22 protein-coding genes are annotated in these 19,827 nt (G+C 69.3%); 9 read left to right on the top strand and 13 right to left on the bottom strand.

Annotation, left to right across the window (positions count from 1 at the left end):
• Positions 1-3: 3 nt before the first annotated feature.
• The 5 genes from ACFYWI_RS24440 to ACFYWI_RS24420 form a co-directional block, all read right to left on the bottom strand.
• Complete coding sequence (locus ACFYWI_RS24440; protein WP_389236317.1) at positions 4-822, bottom strand: MlaE family ABC transporter permease; 819 nt, start codon at positions 820-822, stop codon at positions 4-6.
• A gap of 3 nt (positions 823-825) precedes the next feature.
• Positions 826-1,596, bottom strand: a complete 771-nt coding sequence (locus tag ACFYWI_RS24435) for an MlaE family ABC transporter permease (protein WP_389236315.1) — start codon at positions 1,594-1,596, stop codon at positions 826-828.
• Complete coding sequence (locus ACFYWI_RS24430) at positions 1,593-2,552, bottom strand: ABC transporter ATP-binding protein (protein WP_389236313.1); 960 nt, start codon at positions 2,550-2,552, stop codon at positions 1,593-1,595. The genes ACFYWI_RS24435 and ACFYWI_RS24430 overlap by 4 nt, the downstream gene beginning before the upstream one ends.
• A gap of 99 nt (positions 2,553-2,651) precedes the next feature.
• The gene (locus ACFYWI_RS24425; RefSeq protein WP_389236310.1) at positions 2,652-3,692 is read right to left on the bottom strand and encodes an RNA polymerase sigma factor; all 1,041 of its coding nucleotides are present in this window, start codon (positions 3,690-3,692) and stop codon (positions 2,652-2,654) included.
• A 56-nt stretch (positions 3,693-3,748) separates the two neighbouring features.
• A complete protein-coding gene (locus tag ACFYWI_RS24420; protein ID WP_389236307.1) occupies positions 3,749-4,825 on the bottom strand; it encodes a lytic transglycosylase domain-containing protein in 1,077 nt (358 codons plus the stop codon).
• 172 nt (positions 4,826-4,997) lie between these two features.
• Between ACFYWI_RS24420 and ACFYWI_RS24415 the strand changes: the two genes are divergently transcribed.
• The 7 genes from ACFYWI_RS24415 to ACFYWI_RS24385 all read left to right on the top strand — a co-directional run bounded on the left by ACFYWI_RS24415 (position 4,998) and on the right by ACFYWI_RS24385 (position 10,834).
• Positions 4,998-5,246: a hypothetical protein gene (locus ACFYWI_RS24415; protein ID WP_389236402.1), complete on the top strand. Its 249-nt coding sequence runs from the start codon at positions 4,998-5,000 to the stop codon at positions 5,244-5,246.
• A complete protein-coding gene (locus ACFYWI_RS24410) occupies positions 5,243-5,620 on the top strand; it encodes a helix-turn-helix domain-containing protein (protein ID WP_389236305.1) in 378 nt (125 codons plus the stop codon). Before ACFYWI_RS24415 ends, ACFYWI_RS24410 begins: the two co-directional genes overlap by 4 nt.
• Positions 5,621-5,772: 152 nt before the next feature.
• Positions 5,773-6,309, top strand: coding sequence for a 2-oxo-4-hydroxy-4-carboxy-5-ureidoimidazoline decarboxylase (gene uraD, locus ACFYWI_RS24405; RefSeq protein ID WP_389236303.1), 537 nt, complete (start codon positions 5,773-5,775; stop codon positions 6,307-6,309).
• A gap of 23 nt (positions 6,310-6,332) precedes the next feature.
• Positions 6,333-6,731, top strand: a complete 399-nt coding sequence (gene uraH, locus ACFYWI_RS24400; RefSeq protein WP_389236301.1) for a hydroxyisourate hydrolase — start codon at positions 6,333-6,335, stop codon at positions 6,729-6,731.
• Between the two features lie 7 nt (positions 6,732-6,738).
• The gene (pucL, locus tag ACFYWI_RS24395) at positions 6,739-7,686 is read left to right on the top strand and encodes a factor-independent urate hydroxylase (RefSeq protein ID WP_389236299.1); all 948 of its coding nucleotides are present in this window, start codon (positions 6,739-6,741) and stop codon (positions 7,684-7,686) included.
• 148 nt (positions 7,687-7,834) lie between these two features.
• Positions 7,835-9,211 carry an 8-oxoguanine deaminase gene (locus tag ACFYWI_RS24390; RefSeq protein WP_389236297.1) on the top strand — a complete coding sequence of 459 codons (1,377 nt, stop codon included), beginning with the start codon at positions 7,835-7,837 and terminating at the stop codon, positions 9,209-9,211.
• 225 nt (positions 9,212-9,436) lie between these two features.
• Entirely contained in the window at positions 9,437-10,834 is a 1,398-nt protein-coding gene (locus ACFYWI_RS24385; RefSeq protein ID WP_389236295.1) for a nucleobase:cation symporter-2 family protein, read from the top strand.
• 119 nt (positions 10,835-10,953) lie between these two features.
• Here ACFYWI_RS24385 and ACFYWI_RS24380 read toward each other — a convergent pair whose 3' ends face one another.
• Entirely contained in the window at positions 10,954-12,006 is a 1,053-nt protein-coding gene (locus ACFYWI_RS24380) for an alcohol dehydrogenase catalytic domain-containing protein (protein WP_389236293.1), read from the bottom strand.
• A gap of 184 nt (positions 12,007-12,190) precedes the next feature.
• Here ACFYWI_RS24380 and ACFYWI_RS24375 point away from each other — a divergent pair, with 184 nt between their 5' ends.
• Complete coding sequence (locus tag ACFYWI_RS24375) at positions 12,191-12,904, top strand: TetR/AcrR family transcriptional regulator (protein ID WP_389236291.1); 714 nt, start codon at positions 12,191-12,193, stop codon at positions 12,902-12,904.
• Positions 12,905-13,069: 165 nt separating this feature from the next.
• Here the strand turns inward: ACFYWI_RS24375 and ACFYWI_RS24370 are convergent, their stop codons facing one another.
• The 5 genes from ACFYWI_RS24370 to ACFYWI_RS24350 form a co-directional block, all read right to left on the bottom strand.
• Positions 13,070-13,471 carry a hypothetical protein gene (locus ACFYWI_RS24370; RefSeq protein ID WP_389236289.1) on the bottom strand — a complete coding sequence of 134 codons (402 nt, stop codon included), beginning with the start codon at positions 13,469-13,471 and terminating at the stop codon, positions 13,070-13,072.
• Positions 13,472-13,544: 73 nt separating this feature from the next.
• Complete coding sequence (locus ACFYWI_RS24365; RefSeq protein ID WP_389236287.1) at positions 13,545-14,261, bottom strand: GAF and ANTAR domain-containing protein; 717 nt, start codon at positions 14,259-14,261, stop codon at positions 13,545-13,547.
• 76 nt (positions 14,262-14,337) lie between these two features.
• The gene (locus ACFYWI_RS24360; protein WP_389236285.1) at positions 14,338-15,021 is read right to left on the bottom strand and encodes an ANTAR domain-containing protein; all 684 of its coding nucleotides are present in this window, start codon (positions 15,019-15,021) and stop codon (positions 14,338-14,340) included.
• A gap of 82 nt (positions 15,022-15,103) precedes the next feature.
• Positions 15,104-15,661, bottom strand: a complete 558-nt coding sequence (locus ACFYWI_RS24355; RefSeq protein ID WP_389236283.1) for a hypothetical protein — start codon at positions 15,659-15,661, stop codon at positions 15,104-15,106.
• Positions 15,662-15,717: 56 nt separating this feature from the next.
• Positions 15,718-16,143 (bottom strand): STAS domain-containing protein, encoded by a 426-nt coding sequence (locus tag ACFYWI_RS24350; RefSeq protein WP_389236281.1) that lies wholly within the window; start codon positions 16,141-16,143, stop codon positions 15,718-15,720.
• Positions 16,144-17,425: 1,282 nt separating this feature from the next.
• On the opposite strand from ACFYWI_RS24350, the gene ACFYWI_RS24345 reads away from it, so the two are divergent.
• Positions 17,426-17,704, top strand: coding sequence for a hypothetical protein (locus ACFYWI_RS24345; RefSeq protein WP_389236279.1), 279 nt, complete (start codon positions 17,426-17,428; stop codon positions 17,702-17,704).
• A gap of 133 nt (positions 17,705-17,837) precedes the next feature.
• Here the strand turns inward: ACFYWI_RS24345 and ACFYWI_RS24340 are convergent, their stop codons facing one another.
• Both ACFYWI_RS24340 and ACFYWI_RS24335 read right to left on the bottom strand, forming a co-directional pair.
• Entirely contained in the window at positions 17,838-18,701 is an 864-nt protein-coding gene (locus tag ACFYWI_RS24340; protein ID WP_389236277.1) for a chitosanase, read from the bottom strand.
• A gap of 113 nt (positions 18,702-18,814) precedes the next feature.
• Positions 18,815-19,657, bottom strand: coding sequence for a chitosanase (locus tag ACFYWI_RS24335; RefSeq protein ID WP_389236275.1), 843 nt, complete (start codon positions 19,655-19,657; stop codon positions 18,815-18,817).
• Positions 19,658-19,827 lie beyond the last annotated feature (170 nt).

Genomic DNA, 19,827 nt, shown 5'->3' with positions numbered 1-19,827 from the left:
GCACTACCCCGCAATCCGTACAGTCGTGTTGGCGCCCCAGATCGCCAGGCTGAGGAAGAAGTCGAGGATGTTGACGGCGACGATGGAGGTGCGCACCGCGCGGCCCACCGCGACACCGACACCGGCCGGGCCGCCGCTCGCGTAGTAGCCGTAGTAGCAGTGGACCAGGATGATCACGACGGCGAAGACGATCACCTTGCCGAAGGACCACAGCACGTCGACCGGCGGCAGATACTGCTGGAAGTAGTGGTCGTAGGTGCCGGTGGACTGCCCGTAGTAGCCGGTGGTGATGGTCCGCGCCGCGAAGTACGACGACAGCAGTCCGATCACATAGAGCGGGATCACGGCCACAAAGCCGGCGATCATCCGGGTGGTCACCAGGAACGGCAGCGAGGGAACGCCCATCACTTCCAGCGCGTCGGTCTCCTCGCTGATCCGCATCGCGCCCAGCTGGGCGGTGAACCCGGCGCCCACCGTCGCGGACAGGGCAAGTCCCGCCACCAGCGGCGCGATCTCACGGGTGTTGAAGTACGCCGAGAGGAACGCCACGAAGTTCGAGGTGCCCAGCTGGTTCAGCGCCGCGTACCCCTGCAGACCGACCTCGGTACCGGTGAAGAACGACAGGAAGGCGATCACGCCGACCGTGCCGCCGACGACGGCCAGCGCCCCGCGGCCGAAGCTCACCTCCGCGAGCAGCCGCAGGGTCTCCTTCTTGTAGCGGCGCAGCGTCCGCCCGGTCCACGCCAGGGAGCGTCCGTAGAAGGTCAGCTGGGTGCCCAGCTCCTCGAGCCGGTCCAGCACAAGACGATTCATGAGCGGCATGCGTCAACCCCTCTGCGGAACGACTTGGAAGTACGCCGCCGTCATCACGAAGTTCGTCACGAACAGCAACATGAAAGTGATCACCACCGACTGGTTCACCGCGTCGCCCACGCCCTTCGGGCCGCCCTTGGCGGTCAGGCCCTTGTAGGAGGCGACGATCGCGGCGATCGCACCGAACACCAGGGCTTTCAGTTCGGCTGCCCACAGGTCCGACAGCTGGGCGAGGGTGGTGAAGGAGGCCAGATAGGCGCCGGGCGTGCCGTTCTGCAGGATCACGTTGAAGAAGTAGCCGCCGGCCACGCCGACCACCGACACCAGCCCGTTGAGCAGGACCGCCACCAGCATCGTGGCCAGCACCCTCGGCACCACGAGCCGGTGGATCGGGTCGATGCCGAGCACCTGCATGGCGTCGATCTCCTCGCGGATCTTGCGCGCCCCGAGGTCGGCGCAGATCGCCGTGCCGCCCGCGCCCGCGATCAGCAGTGCGGTGACGATCGGGGAGGCCTCCCTCAGGACGGCCAGCACCGAAGCCGCGCCCGAGAACGACTGGGCGCCCAACTGCCGGGTCAGGCTGCCGATCTGCAGGGCGATGACCGCTCCGAACGGAATGGACACCAGGGCGGTCGGCAGGATCGTGACGCTCGCGATGAACCAGGCCTGCTGGATGAACTCCCGTGCCTGGAAAGGACGTTTGGGTATCGTCCGCAGGACGTCCAGTCCCATTGCGAACAGGCTGCCCGTATGCCTCAGCGCTCCGGTGGGCGACAGGCTCATGACCCCAGCACCTTTCCGCGCACCGCGGCCCGCACCTGGCGCAGCGACTCCCGTTCGGCGATGGCCTCCCAGCGCGGTGGCCGGGTGATCCCCGCACTGGGCAGCAGGCGCGGCGTCAGGTCGGGTAGGCCCGCCGGAGCGGGATCCGCGTCCTTGCCGAGCTGGGCCAGCTCCTGCTCGACCTGGGCCGCGTCCTTCTCCTCAGCCATCCCGATCGGACCCTGCATCCGGCCGTTGAGGAACTGCCGTACGACCGGCTCGTCGCTGGTCAGCAGCTTCTCCCGGGGGCCGAACATCACCAGCTCACGCCTGAACAGGAGCCCGATGTTGTCCGGGATCTGCCGCGCCGACGCGATGTCGTGGGTGACGATCAGGAAGGTCGCGTCGATCTGGGCGTTGAGGTCGACGATCAGCTGGTTGAGATAGGCCACCCGCACCGGGTCGAGCCCCGAGTCGGGCTCGTCGAAGAGAATGATCTCCGGGTCGAGCACCAGGGCGCGGGCGAGACCGGCCCGTTTGCGCATACCGCCGGATATCTCGCCGGGCAGTTTCTCCTCGGCGCCGATCAGTCCGACCATGTCCATCTTCTCGAGCACGATCCGTCTGATCTCGCTCTCCGGCTTGCGGGTGTGCTCCCGCAGCGGGAAGGCGATGTTGTCGTAGAGGTTCATGGACCCGAACAGCGCGCCGTCCTGGAACAGCACGCCGAACAGCTTCCGCACCTCGTACAGGTCGTGTTCGCGCAGGGTGGTGATGTCCGTGCCCGCGATCCGGATCGACCCGCGTTCGGGCTTCAGCAGCCCGACGAGCGTCTTGAGGAACACCGACTTGCCCGTGCCCGAAGGGCCGAGCATCACCGAGACCTCACCGGCGGGCAGCGTCAGTGAAACGTCCTGCCAGATGACCTGGTGACCGAAGGACTTGGTCAGTCCCTCCACACAGATCTCGACACCCATCCGGTTCACCCTTCAGCCGTGGAGCAGCTCCGACATCTGCTCTACGGGGAGGGCGGAGCCGTCCGTCGCTGAGGGGCAAAGATTTTTTACGGAGGTTTCTTACGGGCGTGACACCGACGTCACGTCCGGGCCTTCTGCGTCCGTTCCCTGCACGGGCAGGTCCTTCACCGGCAGGTTCTCCGCGGGGAGGTCCTGCGCGGGAAGGTCCTTCACAGGGAGCGACGGCAGCGACGGCGAGGGCAGGTCGGGCACGCCCGGCACGGGAACCTTCGGCACGGCCACCGGCACTTCGGGGACGTCGGGTACGGCCGGAGCGTCCAGCGGCAGCGGGGGCAGCGACACGTCGCGAAGGAGCGGCGGCACGAGCATGGGGCCGGCGGAACGCTGTCCGGAGTCCGGCGTCCCGCCGGGGGCGTCGGCGGAGGGATGCGCCGATGGCTCCCCGTCCGCATTGTGCGCATCCGCGGCCTGTGAGACCGCGGGGGACGCGGGACGCGGCGACGCGGGCCCGTCCCCGTCGTGCACGTACGGCAGCATCAGGCCCGCGAACGCCAGCGTCGCCGCGGTCGAGGCCACTGCCACCGCCTGGGCGTTGCCGCCCTGCGGGCGACCCCGCCCGATCAGCCACAGCCCCAGGGCGAGCGTGGCGGCCAGCGAATTGCGCAGTGTCCGGCGGGCCCGCGCCAGCAGCGACTCGACCGTCCGGTAGCTCAGCCCCATCTTCGTGGCGACCTGGCCGACGTCCAGATCCTCGGCCTTCAGCCACAGCGCCTCGGCCTGGCGGGCCGGCAGCTCATCGCTCCGGCGCGCCAGCCACCTCGCCTCGGCCCGGTCGCAGACCGCCTCCTCCACCGGCACCGGGACCGGCGCGAGCAGCCTGGGGCTGCTGCGCACCTCGGTCTCGCGGTTGACCTGCCGGTAGCGGTCCACGCACAGCCGCATCGTCACCGTCGTCAGCCAGGCACCCAGCCGTTCCTCGTCCAGATGAGGGTTCTCCGCGGCACGGAGCATCGCCTCGTGCACGGCGTCCTCGGCGTCCTCCAGGCTCATGGACCTGCGGCGGGCCACCTTGAGCAGCTGCTCGCGGTGGGCCCACGCGCGCTGCCACCGCTCGTGAGCCGCTTGCGTGTCCGACGTCATGAGGGCCCCTTCGCTCTCACCCGGCCGGACTCGGTGCTTGCCCGGCGCGGGGGAGATTACCGCCCGGTAGCGGGGGTTGTGGAGGGGGAGGCGCGCAACGATTGCGTTCCGTTGCTGGTCAGCGCATCGACGCCGGGGAGCTCTGCGAGGGGTTCCGGGACCGGGAGCACCGGCGCACCGGGCTCGGCGTCGTCGTCCGCTCCCTGTGGACGCTCGGAGGGCGAAGGCGGTGACGAGGGCGAAGAAGAGGGAGCGGCGGCGGGCCCACGGTCCCGCTCGCCGGGGCGCTCCGGGGCCGCGGAGGAGGCTGCCCCCCGCTGAGTGTGCGCCGGTTTCGGCTCCGCGCGGGGGGCCGGTCCGGAGCCCTGGTCCGGCACGACCCGGTGGCCGTCGAGGTAGTAGGCGAACCAGGCCCTGACCGTGTGCAGATACGCGGTGGAGTGGTTGTAGCCGAGGATCGCGCGGTCCAGGTCCGCCGCGTCGGACAGATCCCGCCCGCCGGCGCACAGGTACCGTCCGGCCGCGAGGGCCGCGTCGAAGATGTTGCCCGGATCGCTGCGGCCGTCGCCGTTGCCGTCGACGCCCCACGTGGCCCAGGTCGACGGGATGAACTGCATCGGGCCGACGGCACGGTCGTACGCGGTGTCCCCGTCGTACATCCCGCCGTCGGTGTCCCTGATCGCGGCGAATCCGTTGCCGTCCAGGCGCGGGCCGAGGATCGGGGTCAGCGTCGTACCGTCCGCGCTCACCCGCCCGCCGCGCGCCTGCCCCGACTCCACCTGGCCGATCGCGGCCAGCAGCTGCCAGCGCAGCCCGCAGCCCGGCCGGCTGCCAGCGAGTTCGTCCTCGGCCGCCCGGTAGGCGGCGAACACGGTCTCGGGCAGTGTGCCGCCGACCTCCGCACCGGTGCCCTCCGCGCCCTTCGAGCCGCCGTCCGTCCGGGGCTGGCGAAGCGGCGGAAGCTCGGTGCGGTAGACGGTGTCACCGGAGACGCTCGGCGCCGTCGGGGCCGGATGCTCCGCCGGGGCCGCGGCGGATGCCGCAGGCTCCGGCGCCTGCGAAGCGGTCAGTGCCGCCATGGCCGCCGTAACGATCGCTGTCGCCTTGACACCCCTGCGTGTGCGCCCTGTCATGATGCAGACCCCTCCCGGCGCCGCTGCTCCGCGGCGCTTCTTCACCTGCTCTACGCGGCACCCGCCCGGTTCCGTCGCACGAAGTGGGACTTTTTCCGGAGCAGGTGAGGACTCCTCGGGGAACGGGAGGGCCGAAACCGGTGCGCGAGGGCGCGGATAACGTGGGGGCATGGTGCGACTGAGAGTGGAGTTCACGACCGAGCCGTTCGACCTGGACGAGCCGCCGGCGCATGCGCTGGCCGTCCGGGAGGTCGTACAGAGCGCGGATCTGGACGCGGTGGACGTCGGTCCCTTCGGCAACACGGCCGAGGGCGGTGCCGAGGAGGTGCTCGGCGCGGTCGACGCGCTGCTGCGCAAGGCTCTGGAAGCCGGGGCCACCCGGGTCTCCCTGCAGGTCAACGTCCTGGAGGGAGAGGGATGACCGGGCCCGCCGACCACGCCCTCGCCGAGGCGGTCAAGCCGCTCGTGGACGCCATGGGCGGCGTGCTGCTCGCCCCCGGTGAGGCCCGCGAGGACGACGTCATACTCAGTTGGGAGGGCGAGGAGGTCCTCGCCGTACGCCTCCCGCAGCTTGCGGACTCCCTCGACCACATCCTGGCGGCGCTGGAGCGGCAGCACGGCAAGCCGCTCGCCGAGCTGGACCGCAAGACGAAGCAGTCCGTCGTACGGACGCTCGAGGCACGGGGCGCGTTCTCCGTGCGGCACGGCGTCGAGACGGTCGCCGGCGCGCTCGGTGTCAGCCGTTTCACCGTCTACAACTACCTGAACAGGGAGAACGCGGCGAAGGGCGAGTAGTCGCTCGCCCCGGAGTGCCACCCTCCGTATCCTCGGCGGCAGCTCCTGCGCCGCTGATTTTTCAACAAAGTGTTGACGTGTGGCCGCGAAAGGGCGTTAGCTGGCCACAGCCCGTCCGACGCACAGCGCGCAGAACAGCCACGGAGGCTCCCGTGACGACGAGTTCACAGCACCCTCCACGGGAGGTCCCCGAACCCCCGGCGGGACTCTCCCGGTTCAACGCCTTCGATGACAGCGTGGCCCGGGCCGCCCTGCGCGAGGTGTGTGCCAGTACGGCGTGGGTGAACAAGCTGCTCGCCCAGCGTCCCTACGCCACCGTGGAAGCCCTCTTCCTCGCCGGTGACGCAGCCATGGCCGGGCTGGGCGCGGACGATCTGGCCGAGGCGATGGCAGGGCACCCGCCGATCGGGCGCCCCAAGCCCGGGGACCCGACCTCCTCACGCGAGCAGAGCGGGATGGCCGGGGCGTCCGAGGAGCTGAAGGCCGAGATGCTCGAGCTGAACCTGACCTACCAGGACACGTTCGGGCATGTCTTCCTGATCTGCGCCACCGGCCGGACCGGTGAGCAGATGCGGGACGCGGTCCGCGAGCGGATCGGGAACACGCCGGAGCAGGAGCGGGAGATTGTCCGCACCGAGCTGGGCAAGATCAACCGCATCCGGCTGACCCGTCTCGTAGCGGGCTCGTAGGGACTCGTGGAGGAAGAGAACGCATGAGCACGGAAACCACCGCCTCGGTGTCCACGCACATTCTGGACACCAGCATCGGACGCCCCGCCGAGGGTGTCGCCGTCTCGCTCACGGCCCGCAGCGGCCCGGACGCGCAGTGGGTGGCACTCGGCGGCTCCGCGACCGACGCGGACGGGCGGTGCAAGGACCTGCCGGCGCTGCCGGAAGGAACGACCCATGTACGTCTCGACTTCGAGACCGAGGCGTACTTGGTGGGACAGCACAGCACGCAAGCCGAGGCGCAGCAGGACGCCCCCCGCGTAAGGGACAGCGGTGCGTTCTTCCCGGAGGTGGCGATCACGTTCGCCGTCGTGCCGGGCGAGCACTACCACGTACCGCTGCTGCTCAACCCGTTCGGCTACTCCGTTTACCGAGGGAGCTAGCAGACACATGACAGCCCATTCCCATCACCCCCGCCCTGTGATGCTCGGCCAGAACCAGTACGGCAAAGCAGAGAACCGCGTCGTCAGGATCACGCGGGACGGCGCCACCCACCACATCAAGGACCTGAACGTCTCGGTCGCCCTCTCCGGCGACATGGAGGACGTGCACTACTCCGGTTCCAATGCCAACGTCCTGCCGACCGACACCACCAAGAACACGGTGTACGCGTTCGCCAAGGAGCACGGCATCGAGTCCGCCGAGCAGTTCGGCATCCATCTGGCCCGCCACTTCGTCACCTCGCAGGAGCCGATCCGCCAGGCTCGCATCCGCATCGAGGAGTACGCCTGGGAGCGCATCGAGACCTCCGACAACAACTCCAAGTTCATCGGAGCCGACGAGGTCAAGCACTCCTTCGTACGCAAGGGCCAGGAGATCCGCACCACCCAGATCACCTTCGACGGCGACACGTGGCAGGTCATCTCCGGTCTGAAGGACCTCACCGTCCTGAATTCGACGAACTCCGAGTTCTGGGGGTACGTCAAGGACAAGTACACGACCCTGAAGGAAGCGTACGACCGCATCCTGGCCACCGAGGTCGCCGCCCAGTGGCGCTACAACTGGACCAGCGACGAGGACCGGATGCCCCACTGGGACAAGTCCTACGACCAGGCCAGGAAGCACATGCTCCAGGCCTTCGCCGAGACCTACTCCCTCTCCTTGCAGCAGACCCTCTATCAGATGGGTTCGCGCATCATCGACAGCCGCAGCGAGATCGACGAGATCCGTTTCTCCCTGCCGAACAAGCACCACTTCCTGGTGGACCTCGAGCCGTTCGGGCTGAAGAACGACAATGAGGTCTACTTCGCGGCCGACCGCCCCTACGGTCTCATCGAGGCGACCGTTCTGCGGGACGGCACCGAACCGCAGATCCCGGTCGACATGACCAACCTGTAGGCCCCTGCCGCACCCCCGACGCGTGCGCCGGCGTCAGGTCCCAGGGGGAGAGCGGGGGCATCTGCGCAACAACGTCAGACGCGGACCCGGTCGTCACCCCGCTCGACCCCCGGGTCCGTCCACCACATGGGAAGAACGAGGACCCGCCATGGCGGCTTCGCGCATCGTCATCGAGAACTGTGCCATCGCGACCGTGGACGCGAACGACACCGAGTACGCCTGTGGCCACCTCGTCGTCGCGGACAACCGGATCGAGTCGGTCGGAGCGGGCGACGCCCCCGCGGACCTGGAGAACGTGGTCCGCCGGATCGACGGCACGGGCCACCTGGTCACCCCGGGCCTGATCAACACACACCACCACTTCTACCAGTGGATCACCCGGGGCCTGGCCACCGACCACAACCTCTTCGACTGGCTGGTGGCCCTCTACCCGACCTGGGCGCGCATCGACGAGCCGATGGCCCGCGCCGCGGCACGGGGCTCCCTGGCCATGATGGCGCGCGGCGGCGTCACCACCGCAATGGACCACCACTACGTCTACCCCCGGGGCGCGGGCGACCTGTCGGGCGCGATCATCGGCGCGGCAAGTGACATGGGCGTACGGTTCACCCTCGCCCGGGGCTCCATGGACCGAGGCAGGTCCGACGGCGGCCTGCCGCCCGACTTCGCCGTCGAGACCCTCGACGGCGCGCTCGCCGCGACCGAGGAGACCATCGACAAGCACCACGACCCCTCCTTCGACGCGATGACACAGATCGCCGTGGCGCCCTGCTCCCCCTTCTCCGTCTCCACCGAACTGATGCGGCAAGGTGCCGAGTTGGCGCGCCGCAAGGGCGTGCGGCTGCACACCCACGGCTCGGAGACCGTCGAAGAGGAGGAGTTCTGCAAGGAGCTCTTCGGGAAGGGCCCGACCGACTACTTCGAGTCGACCGGCTGGCTCGGCCCGGACGTGTGGATGGCCCATTGCGTCCATATGAACGACTCCGACATCGCCGCCTTCGCCCGTACCGGCACCGGCGTCGCCCACTGCCCCTCCTCCAACGCCCGCCTCGCCGCCGGTATCGCCCGCGTCCCCGACATGCTGAAGGCCGGAGTCCCGGTCGGCCTCGGTGTCGACGGCACGGCCTCCAACGAGTCCGGCGAGCTGCACACCGAACTGCGCAACGCGCTCCTGATCAACCGCCTCGGGCCCCACCGCGAAGCCGCCCTGAACGCCCGCCAGGCGCTGCGCCTGGGCACGTACGGCGGAGCGCAGGTCCTCGGCCGCGCGGACCAGATCGGTTCCCTGGAGCCCGGGAAGCTCGCCGACCTGGTGCTGTGGAACCTGGACACCCTGGCCCACTCCACCATCGCCGACCCGGTCGTCGCCCTCGTCTTCGGCGCGGCGGCTCCCGTCACGCTCTCGCTCGTCAACGGCAGGACCGTCGTCGAGGCGGGCCGCCTGGCCACAGTGGACGAGGACGCCATCGCCCGCTCCGCGCGGGACGAGGCACGGCGTCTGGCGAGGATCGCCGCCGAGGGCTGACCTTTCAGCGTCCGGTCGAGGGGGACGGCCCTCGACCGGCGGCCATGGACCCGAGCGGGGTCCATGGCGACTGTCACCGGGGGGTGCGTACCGAAGACGTGCGCATCCTCCGGTGGTGGTGACTCGTGAAACCACCACCGCGTACCGGGCATCAGCTGCACTCACCGCACCACCTCCTTGACACCCGCGTTCACCGCCGACGTGCAACCGACCGGAGGACCCACCGTGGCCGCCCGAACCCCGACCACCGAGGCACAGGACCGGAAGCATCCGGTCGACGAGAAACTGCCCCCTCTCAAGATGTTCACCAGCGGTCTGCAGCATGTGGCCGCCATGTACCCGGGAGTTGTGGCCCCGCCGATGATCGTGGGGCCCGCCGTGGGCCTCGGTGCCAGGGACACCGCCTTCCTCGTGGGCGCGAGCCTGTTCACCGCCGGCATCGCGACCCTGCTCCAGACCCTCGGGTTCTGGCGGGTCGGAGCCAGGCTCCCGTTCGTCAACGGCGTCTCCTTCGCCGGAGTGACCCCGATGATCGCCATCGGCAAGGACCGCGGCCACGACGGAGTCGCCGTCATCCTCGGCGCGATCATCGTCGCCGGCGTGCTGGGGTTCGTCCTCACCCCGTACTTCTCCGGACTCGTCCGATTCTTCCCGCCCGTCGTCACCGGCACCGTCATCACCCTGATCGGCGTCTCGCTGCTGCCGGTCGCCTTCACCTGGTCCCAGGGCGGCAACCCCGGCGCCGGCGACTACGGCGCGATGAAGAACATCGGCATGGCGGCCGTCACCCTGGTGATCGTGCTGATCCTGCGCAGACTGCTGCGCGGCTTCCTCCAGCAGATCGCCATCCTGCTCGGCCTGGTGGCGGGCACTGTCATCGCCGTGCCGCTGGACATGGCGAACCTCGAGGGCGTCACGGGCGCCGGACTCGTCGGTTTCCCGGCGCCGTTCCACTTCGGAGTACCGCAGTTCGAGATCGCCGCGATCGTGTCGATGTGCGTCGTGATGGTGGTCTGCATGACCGAGTCGACGGCCGACATGCTGGCGCTCGGCAGGATCGTGGGCCGGCCGGCGGACGAGCGGACCATCGAGGGCGGACTGCGCGCCGACACCCTCGGCAGCGCCGTCAGCCCGCTGTTCAACGGCTTCATGTGCAGCGCGTTCGCGCAGAACATCGGCCTCGTCGCGATGACCAAGGTACGGAGCCGATTCGTCGTCGCCACAGGCGGAGGCATCCTGCTCCTCCTGGGCCTGTGCCCGGTCGCCGCCTCGGTGATCGCGCTCGTACCGCTGCCGGTGCTCGGCGGCGCGGGCATCGTCCTGTTCGGCTCGGTCGCCGCCAGTGGCATCCAGACGCTGGCCACGGCCGCCCTGGAGAAGGGCGAGAACGCGCTCATCGTGGCGGTCGCCCTGGGTATCGGCCTGATCCCCATCGCCGCGCCGGAGTTCTACCATGCGTTCCCCAAGAGCCTGCTGGTGGTGCTGGATTCGGGCATCTCCACCGGGTGCGTCGTGGCGATCCTGCTGAACCTGGCCTTCAACCACCTGGGTGGGAAGGGGCGTTCGCCACAGGACCAGGCGGTGCGCGAGGGCGGGATTCCGGCGCCGTCCACCGCCCACTGAGAGGATCGAATCTCCCGGGCACGGCGCTGGACCAGGCGCGGCGCGCGGCGGGCGGTCGGGCGTGTGGTGCTGCTGCCGCGGCACGGAAGTGCGTGACCCGGCGGCAGCACCGAGATGGATCAGCGGGCAGGGTCGAGAACGACCTTGAGGACGCCGTCGGCGCGGCTGTCGAACAGTTTGTACGCCGCGGTGCCCTCGGAGAGGGCGAACCGGTGGGAGACCACGACCTCCGGCGTTATCCGTCCGGCCTGGGTGAGGGCGATCAGGGCAGGGAGTTCGTAATGAGTCGAGCACAGTCCGATGGCGAACTCCAACTCCTTGACCTGGGCCATTCCCATGTGGATGGGGAACGCCTTGTTATGGCTGACCCCGATGACGCTGACCCGGCCGGCCTGCCGGACGGCTTTGAGGGCGAGCTGGATGGTGGCGTCCGAGCCCACGGCCTCTATCACGGCGTCCGGTCCGCGTCCTGCGGTCATCTCCCGTACGGCCGTCCGTGCGTCCTCGCCCTCGACCGGCTCGACGCCCAGGGTGGCGGCGAAGGCGCGGCGCTCCGCGACCAGGTCTGCGCCCAGCACGCGGGCGGCGCCCATGGCGAAGGCGGATTGGGCGGCCATGAGGCCGACCGGCCCGAGACCGATGACCAGGACCGTTTCGCCGGGCTGGATGCGGGCGCGGCGGCAGCCGTACCAGGCCGTAGGGGCGTTGTCTGTCAGGACGACGGCGGCATCGTCGGAGATGCCTTCGGGCAAGTGCACCAGGTTGACCTCGGCGTGGGGCACCGCCAGGGCCTGGGCCTGACTGCCCGGAAGCTGCGGGCTCACTCCGTAGCACAGGTCCGTCGGGGCCTGGGCGCGCTCGCACCTGCCGGTGAGCCCCCTCGCACACGTTCTGCACAGGGTGCAGCCGACCGAGGCGGGAACCAGGACCCGGTCGCCGGGCTTGAAGCGGGTGACCTGGTCGCCGGTGTCGACGACCACGCCGACGCACTCGTGTCCCGGGGTGTAGCCGATCTCCGGACTGAACCCGTTGCCGTCGTAGATGTGCAGGTCGCTGCCGCAGATACCGGCCGTGGTGACCTGGACGACCGCGTCGGTGGGGCTGGTGACGGCCGGGTCGGGAACGTCCCCGTAACGGATGTCGTGGCGGCCGTGGAAAGTCAGTGCCTTCACTGGATTCCTCCATCCAGGCGCAGGGTGGCGCCGGTTGCATCGATCCGGTCGGGTCGCCGCTGGAAGTCGGGGTCGGTCTCGAAGTCCAAGGACATGGATGGGGCTCCCACGTGCATCAAGGTATTTGCATTAGCATTTAATGCGACCGTATCACTTTGTCGTGATGGCGCTACCATGGGCATCCGTGACAGCACATGAGACGCCCGAACCGGCCACGTCGCCCCGGAGCCGGGAGCCCCGGGACACCCGCGGCACACTCATCCGCGCCGCCGAGCAGCTGTTCGCGGCGAAGGGCGTCGACGGTGTCTCGCTCAGCGAGATCAAACGGGCCGCCGGCCAGCGCAACGCGATGGCCCTGCAGTACCACTTCGGCGACCGGGCTGGTCTGCTGCGGGCCGTACTCGACAAACACACCCCTGCGGTGGACGCCCGCCGGGAGGTGTTGCTGCAGCAGTACGAGGACGGCGGCACCGTTGATCTTCGCTCCCTCGCTGCCGCCCTGGTGCTGCCGGCCGCCGCGAAACTCGCCGACCCCGACGGCGGCCGCGAGTTCCTGCAGATCGTGGCCGAACTGCTCAACCGGCCCGAACCCCTGGTGGAGCTCGTCGTGCCGAACGAGGGGTCGAGCATCTACGCCTGGCGGCGCCTGGTGGAGCCTCTGCTGCGTCCCGAGTCGACCACGGTGCTCCACACCCGTTTCACCGCCCTGCGCTTCTGCCATGCCGAACTCGCGGCCCGTGCCGCGGCCCGCCCTCGTGGGGACGACCGGCTGTTCACGAGCCGACTGATCGACCTGGTCACCGCACTGCTGGCCGCACCGGTGTCCGAGCAGACCGCACGACTGCTGCGAGAGCGAGACGTGAAGGGCCGGACCGGTCAGCAGGCCCCGGCCGGCTGACCGGTGCGGTCCCTCCAGCCGATCAGCGCGGCGCCCGGCACCGTGGAGCGCCCGCGCTGCTTTCCCCAGGACCGAAGCGTGCGGGCCGCCGCCTGTCCTCTCGGCCCACCTACCGCCGCAAGGCAACCGGCTCGCCGGGAGCCTCAGGCTGCCCCTGACGCGTGCCTACCCTCGAGGACCTCGCTGTGCCGGCTCTCGAGCAACGTGGTGCAGGTAGCTGAACGGGTGCTCCTTCTTCGCCTGGGACAGTGGGCGGACTTCGCGGGTGGCGACATTGAACGCAATTCTGCCGGCCACCCCGGCAACCCAGCCCAGATCAGGAACAATCACGGCAGCTGCGACAGCCGCGGCAACTCCGACGGTGACCGAGATGGATCTGCCTACCCATGTCATGCGGCTGCTCCTCGCCGCTGACTCATAGGCCTTGTGCGCCTTCGTCAACTCCAGCCGCATCCGTTGCAGGACATCGGCAGGGTGCTCCCAGTTGCGGCGGAGGTCGCCGAGCATGGTCCGGGTGTCGTCTGTCAGGCGTTGCCGCTCGTCGTCATAGCGGTCAGGGAAAGCCACGACCTCCGAGGTCGGGGTCCCGGTGCCGGGACGGGCAGAAGTGGTGGGCCATGATCGGCCGGACAGGGCCTGGTCAGGGCATCAGGCCGGCGAGGGGTTCGGTTCCGTCGATGAAGGCGCGGGCCAGGTCGGACAGGCGACGGTTGTGCGCACGGGCGTAGCTGCGCAGTGCGGTGAAGGCCTGTTCCATGTCGATGCCCTGGCGTTCGGCGAGTTTGCCTTTGGCCTGCTCGATCAGCACACGACTGTGCAACGCGGTCTGCAGCTGCTCGTTCAGGACACTGCTGCGGTGGGTGGAGCGTTGCTGCAGCAGACTGATGGTGGCGACGTCGGCCAGGGCTTGTGCGATGGGCGTGCCGACCGGGTCGAAGGGGCCGGGGTCGGCGCGGAACAGGTTCAGTGCGCCGACGACCTCGTCCCGCAGGCGCATCGGCAGGGCCTGGACCGCTGCGAACCCACTGAGGTGGGCCGCTGCGGCGAAGCGCGGCCAGCGGTCGGCCTCCGTGCTCAGGTCGGGGACGGTCACGGGTGCGCCGGTGCGGAAGCACTCCAGGCAGGGGCCTTCGTCGTTCTGGAGCTGGAAGAGCTCCAGCAGGCGTACTTGTTCGTCGGAGGCGGCCATCACGCGCAGTTCGCCGTCCAGGTCCGCGAGCAGCACACCGGACGCGCTGGCGCCGAGCATGCCCACACAGCGATCGGTCAGCAGGCGCAGGAAGTCGATCAGGTCGAAGTCGGCGACGAGGTTGTCCGCCAACTCGACAAAAGTTTTGGCAAGGAGCTGCTCATTCATCGTGCCACCCTCTGTCGAAACTACTCCCGCCGGGGAGGGGCGGGAAGCGCAGCACGTTCATCGGTCGGCACCGGCGTCAGGCATCATCGTCGGCCCGATCCGCGTCCGTGTCCGTCTCCGGGTGGAAGCAGAGCCGGCGGGCCACCACGTCGGCAGCCACCTCGGCCAGCCGCCGTCCGTGGGCATAGGCGTGGGCGCGCAGCCGAATGAACGCCTCCTCGATGCCGACTCCGAGCTGCACGGTGAGCATGCCGGTGGCCTGGTCGATCTCGGCCCGGTACGGCGCATCGGACTCTTCGATCCGCGCATCGAGCAGAACCATTGTCGCCGTGTCGGCGAAAGCCATTGCATCGGCCAACTCCTCGGCGTCCAGCTCGACAGGCACGCTGGAGTACAGGTCGAGAACTCCGGGGCTGATCGCCCCGATCTGCAGAGGGATCGCGAAGACCGCCCCCGCTCCGGCCTCCAGGGCCGTATCGGCGAACACGCGCCAGCGGCCCTGCGCTTCACCTGTCCGCAGATCGGGTGCCAGAACGGCCGAGCCGAGGGCGAAGGCATCCACGCACGGGCCCTCACCAAGGGTGAGTTGCAGTTCCTCCAGCTGCTCGCTGATGTCGTCGGTGCTGCACAGCGGGTGACTGGCCGCGGTACGGGACATCGCGGACACCCCGGCCCCGCCGATCGGCAGGGCTGCCACCGCGGCGGTGCACACATCCACCACGCCGACCCGGGCACCACGCAGGGCTGCTTGTTCGGCCACGAGCACCTGGATCCGGGCCGACCGGCTATGAGGCATCACCCGGGCCACCGGGTCCAGGCATGGCGAGCAAGTTCGTCCAGTCTCATGGTCGTTCGCTCCCGAGGGGAAGAACAAGGGCACGGAACACGATGGGGCCGGCCGGCTTACGGACCTCTCCGACGTCTTTCCAGCCCCAGGACCGGAAGGCGGCGAGGGACGGATGGTCGGCCTGATCCACCAGGGTGGCGCCGAGCGACGCCTGGTGGTCGGTGAGCAGCCGTTGCTGCAGCCGACGGGCGATGTCATCGTCCTGCTCGGGCGCAGCGACCAAGATCTTGGTGACAGCGAAGACGTTGCCGGACTCGGTGAGCTGCTCAATGCTGGGCGGGAGTGTCCCGTCGAACCCGTGCCACCACAAACCGTCGCTCCTCACGGGGAATCCGAAGGCGCATCCCACCAGGGAAGTTGCCTCCGCGATCACCATGGCGAACCCCGGCCGCCGGATGTCGCCGGTGACGTGGTGCAGGAAGTCCTCCCGGCTGCGGGTGCGGTACTCCTCGCTGGGCGTCAGGTCCGAGGACCCGACGTACAGATCCGCCAGATCCTCACACAACTCCTCGGCTTGCCCCCGGTTCACCCGACGCAGACGCACGGCATCCATGGACGACGACTCACCGCGGCCGGCTTCTTGAGGTTGCCTCTGCCGGGACCAGGCCATCACCGCCCACCGCCTGCGAGGGCAGGTGCGACCGGAGCAGGCCAATGCGGTGAGGTCGGATCGGTTGGGACGAGGCCGCCCCGGAGAGGAGGCGCCGGGTGTCCGGACGGCAGGCCGAGGAGCAGGGCACCGCAGCCGGTGAGGTCGACGAGCCTGGCCACCAGCGGTGACGGGTGGTGAAGTCGGAGGGATCCTCCGGCCGCGGAGGTCTGCTGTGATGCGTGGAGGAAGGCGTTGAGGCCGCTGCAGTCGCAGAAGGTGACGGTGGTGAGGTCGATGTCGATGGTGCGGATGCCGTCCCGCAGGCACTCCTCCAGCGATCCGCGCACCAGCGGGGCCGTGTCGAGGTCGATCTCACCGGCCAGGGTGATCAGCGCCCGGCTCTCTCGGTCGTGCCGGTAGAGGTTCAGTTGCGGTAGGGACATGGCGCCTCGGTTCGGGAGACCAGCCGGGCAGTGGATGAGGGGGTGCCGGACTTCCGGCTCCTCCTGGTGCGCTACCGGGAGGGACGTACTGTTGGCGGAGGCGGGCGTAAGGCCGGGACCGGCAGCCTGTGTACCAGGACAGGGGACCCACCTGGTTCCCTCCAGGGGATGCGCCGGGTGACCGGACGGAAGAGCCGCTGCTCACAGCCATCGGTGTTGAGCAACAGCATGCCGCCGGGGTCTGGGACGTCCACGCAGCAGCCTAGTCCTCGGACCGGTCCGAGGGACGGCCGAATCCCCGCATCTCAGGGACCGGACACTGTCCTGGAGGCGGCAACGCTTGCCCGTCTCCGCGGCTCGCCACGTCCTCGATCCCGGGTCAGGGCGCAAGGTTTCGCGGGTGGGACGAGGCCTGGCGCGGGTTACCTGTGGCCATGGGCGGATCGGCCTGCGCCACGGAGGGCGAAGCCGATTATCCAGACGGCCAGGAATACGACCGCGACGTACCACAGGATCAGCATCGGGAAGCCGAACACGCTCAGAGCCAGCAGGAGAAGAAGTATCCAGAGAAGCATGGCCAGGCCTTCGGGTCGCGGAAGTTTTCGTGCGTTCCGCGGGGTCCCGGCGAAGCGGAGGGAGGAGGACTTCGCCCGGAGAGTCCGAAGCGTCATAGGCCTGCGCCCTCGTCGTCAGTCAACGCCGAGTGGAGACTCCTGTCAACGGGGTGGGTCTGCTGGGCAGTTGTGCTACGGCGGTTGGGGCCGTCGGTGTCGACGGAGCCTCGGCGATTGCCGCCGGCTCCTTGGCCGGTGGCAGGACGCGGTCCTCCCACCAGGACAGGCCCATCACAGTGCCGAGCAGGACGAAGGGGACTGCAGCCGGAACGATCAGCGCGTACATGTGTACCGCCAGATGTCAGAGACGTGCGACGCGGCGGGCAGCGGAAACGGTGCCCGCATGGGGCGCATCGAGGCTGTGCCGGAATCGCGTAGCGACGGCGAGCACGGGAACGGCCACGCTCGCGACGAGACAGGTCCGGCATCGATGCGCAAGGTGCGCCCTCGAAGGAGCGCGGTAACTTCTCGCCGCTGCCGGGGGCTTGGGCCGCACCATGCACGCTAGTCGCCTCCACATCTCCTGAACAGGTGTCAAGTGGCCATTTGGGTCCTGGCGTTATGCGCTGACGTGGGGTGCTATCCGCAGCCTTTGGGCAGGGCTACGCTGTTCGGTGAGGCCCCGGTCCCCGGCAGCGATGCCCTGTTCCGCTCCGGGAAGGCCTGCCATGTTCGTCCTGCTTCTCATCTTCATCGTGGCCTTGCTCGGTCTCGGCTTCCTCGACCCCGCATGGTGGGTGGCCGCGGCCGTACTCGTCTTCGGCCTCGTCCACTACGGCCGCGGTGGTGCCGGGGGCCGGAGCCGTGACGGCGATTCCGAGTACCGGGACTACCGGGACCACCGGGATCGTCAGGACCGCTGGGACCGCCGCTACAGCCAGCAGCGCCGGGGCCGCTGGAATCGTCAGGACCGTCGGGACCGTCGGGACCGCGAGGATGGTTGGTGACCGATGGGATGGCTCCGTATCCAGGGGCTCCGGGGACGCTGGGGCGGGTATCGCGAGAGCGTACGGCCGGGGCGCCCGGGGGCAGCAGTCCCCCGGGCGCCCCGGCCTTTCGCCTTTCGCCGACCCAGCAGCGTCAGTCGATATGGAAGCTGTCCCCGTACACCTCCCAGTCCAGCGGTGTGTTCAGGCCCAGGTTGCCGTTGGCGAGGAAGACCCGCTGCGCGGTGTCGACACGGCTGGTGTCCTCGTGCGCCTCCTCCTGCTTCATCGCCCACACGCGGGCGTCGAGGAACGCGTGCAGATACGCCCGCTCGTCGCCGCCCTGGGCCGGCGGCCTGGCCTTGGCCAGTGCCTTGCGCCGGATGTTGCCGAAGCTGGTGCTGTCGCCGCCGTCGCCGTGCATCACGATGGCGTCGTAGTAGATGAACTGCCCGAGCACACCGATGCCGTCCCGCTTGCCCCGGTTCACCGCAGGGTCGAAGTAGACACGGTCACGTTCGTCGTTCTGGGCCTTCTTGAACGCGGAGTCCTGGGCGGCCCGCTTCCAGTCGCGGGTGAAGTTCGGGTCGAGTCCCTCGTGCGAGTCGCTGCCGTCGACCTCGCGCAGTGCGGGCAGGTACTTCGCCAGTACGTTGTCGGGCCTGCGCTGCGTGTACAGCTCGACGAGGTCGAGCATGTCGCCGGTTCCTGAGCAGAAGCCGATGATTCCGGCGGTGTAGCCGCGGCCGTCGCCGATGTCCTCGATGTACTTGTACTGGGCCTTCCAGTCCAGCGAGGAGTTCTCCGCGCTGGAGACGAGTTGCATGGCGATGTCCTTCTTCACCGGGTCGTCCAGCCCGACAGCCGCCGGGGCGGCCGCGGCCGTCGGCCGGTCGCCGTGCCGGTCGGCGGACGTCGTGCCGAACGCCGTTGCCGGTACGGCGACCAGCGCCAGTCCGAGCAGCACACGCGGGAGAAACCTGAGCGGACGAGTGGTGCGCTTGTGGGGGGCGGGCACCTTGCCTCCATGGGGGGAGTACGTCGAACGTGCTCTGTTAGGAAACTTTCCTACCAGAGTCCGGAGAGTCGCGTACACCCCTGTGCGCGAAGAGAGTTGAGGCGCCCTTCGGGCTACTCGGCGTCGATCCTGTAGCTGTCGCCGTAGACCTTCCAGCGCAGCGGCGGTTCGAGGCCGAAGTTGCCCTCCCGGACGAACACACGCTGGGCGGTCTCGATGCGGCTGGTGTCCGAGTGCGAGGGTTCGCGGCGGATCGCGTCGACGCGTGCGTCGAGGAAGGCGTTCAGATACGCCGCCTCGTCACCACCCTGCGCGGGCGGTTCGGCGTTGCGCAGCGCGGTGTTCCGCATCGACCGGAACCCGACCGTCTGCTTGCCGTCGGCGCTGCCGTGCATCACATACGCGTCGTAGTAGATGAACTGCCCCAGCGCACCCAGGCCGTCCCGCTGGGCCTGCCGGACCGCGGGCGTGAAGTACGCCCGGTCGCGTACCGCGTCCTGCGCCGCCCGGAACGCGGCGTCGGACGCCGCGGCCCGTGCCCACGCATCCGTGAACGGCCGGCCGAGCCCCTCGTGCGAGTCGCTGCCGTTGACCGCGCGCAACGCCGGCAGGAACGGCGCGAGCCCGTTGCCCGGACGCTCCTTCGTGTACGCCTCCACCACGGCGAGCATGTCGCCGGTTCCTGAGCAGAAGCCGATGATTCCGGCGGTGTAGCCGCGGCCGTCGCCGATGTCCTCGATGTACTTGTACTGGGCCTTCCAGTCCAGCGAGGAGTTCTCCGCGCTGGAGACGAGCTGCATGGCGATGTCCTTCTTCGCCGGGTCGTTCAGGCCCTGGCCGCCGGCCTTCCTGCCCTTCCCGTCCTGCCCCGCGTGTCCGCCGTCCGCGCAGGCGGTGGTGACGACGAGGGCGAACGCCAGCACGATGGCGCGCAGCATCCCGTGGAAGGAGGTCATGCCGCGTGCTTCCCTTCCAGCGACAGCGCGCCGCAGATTGCTGCGGCAGCCGACGACCTGCCGCTCTTCTCCGCCACGCCGGCCGTGTCGCTGGTGCACGCCGTGGGGCCGTCCGGCAGACAGACGGCCGCCGGGACGCTCCATGCGGACCTGCGACACACCATGCGATT

The organism is Streptomyces sp. NPDC002889 (assembly GCF_042888425.1).
In the GTDB taxonomy this organism is placed as follows: Bacteria; Actinomycetota; Actinomycetes; order Streptomycetales; family Streptomycetaceae; genus Streptomyces.
The sequence above is the reverse complement of the archived record's forward strand: the minus strand, read 5'-3'. Positions and strand labels throughout refer to the sequence as shown.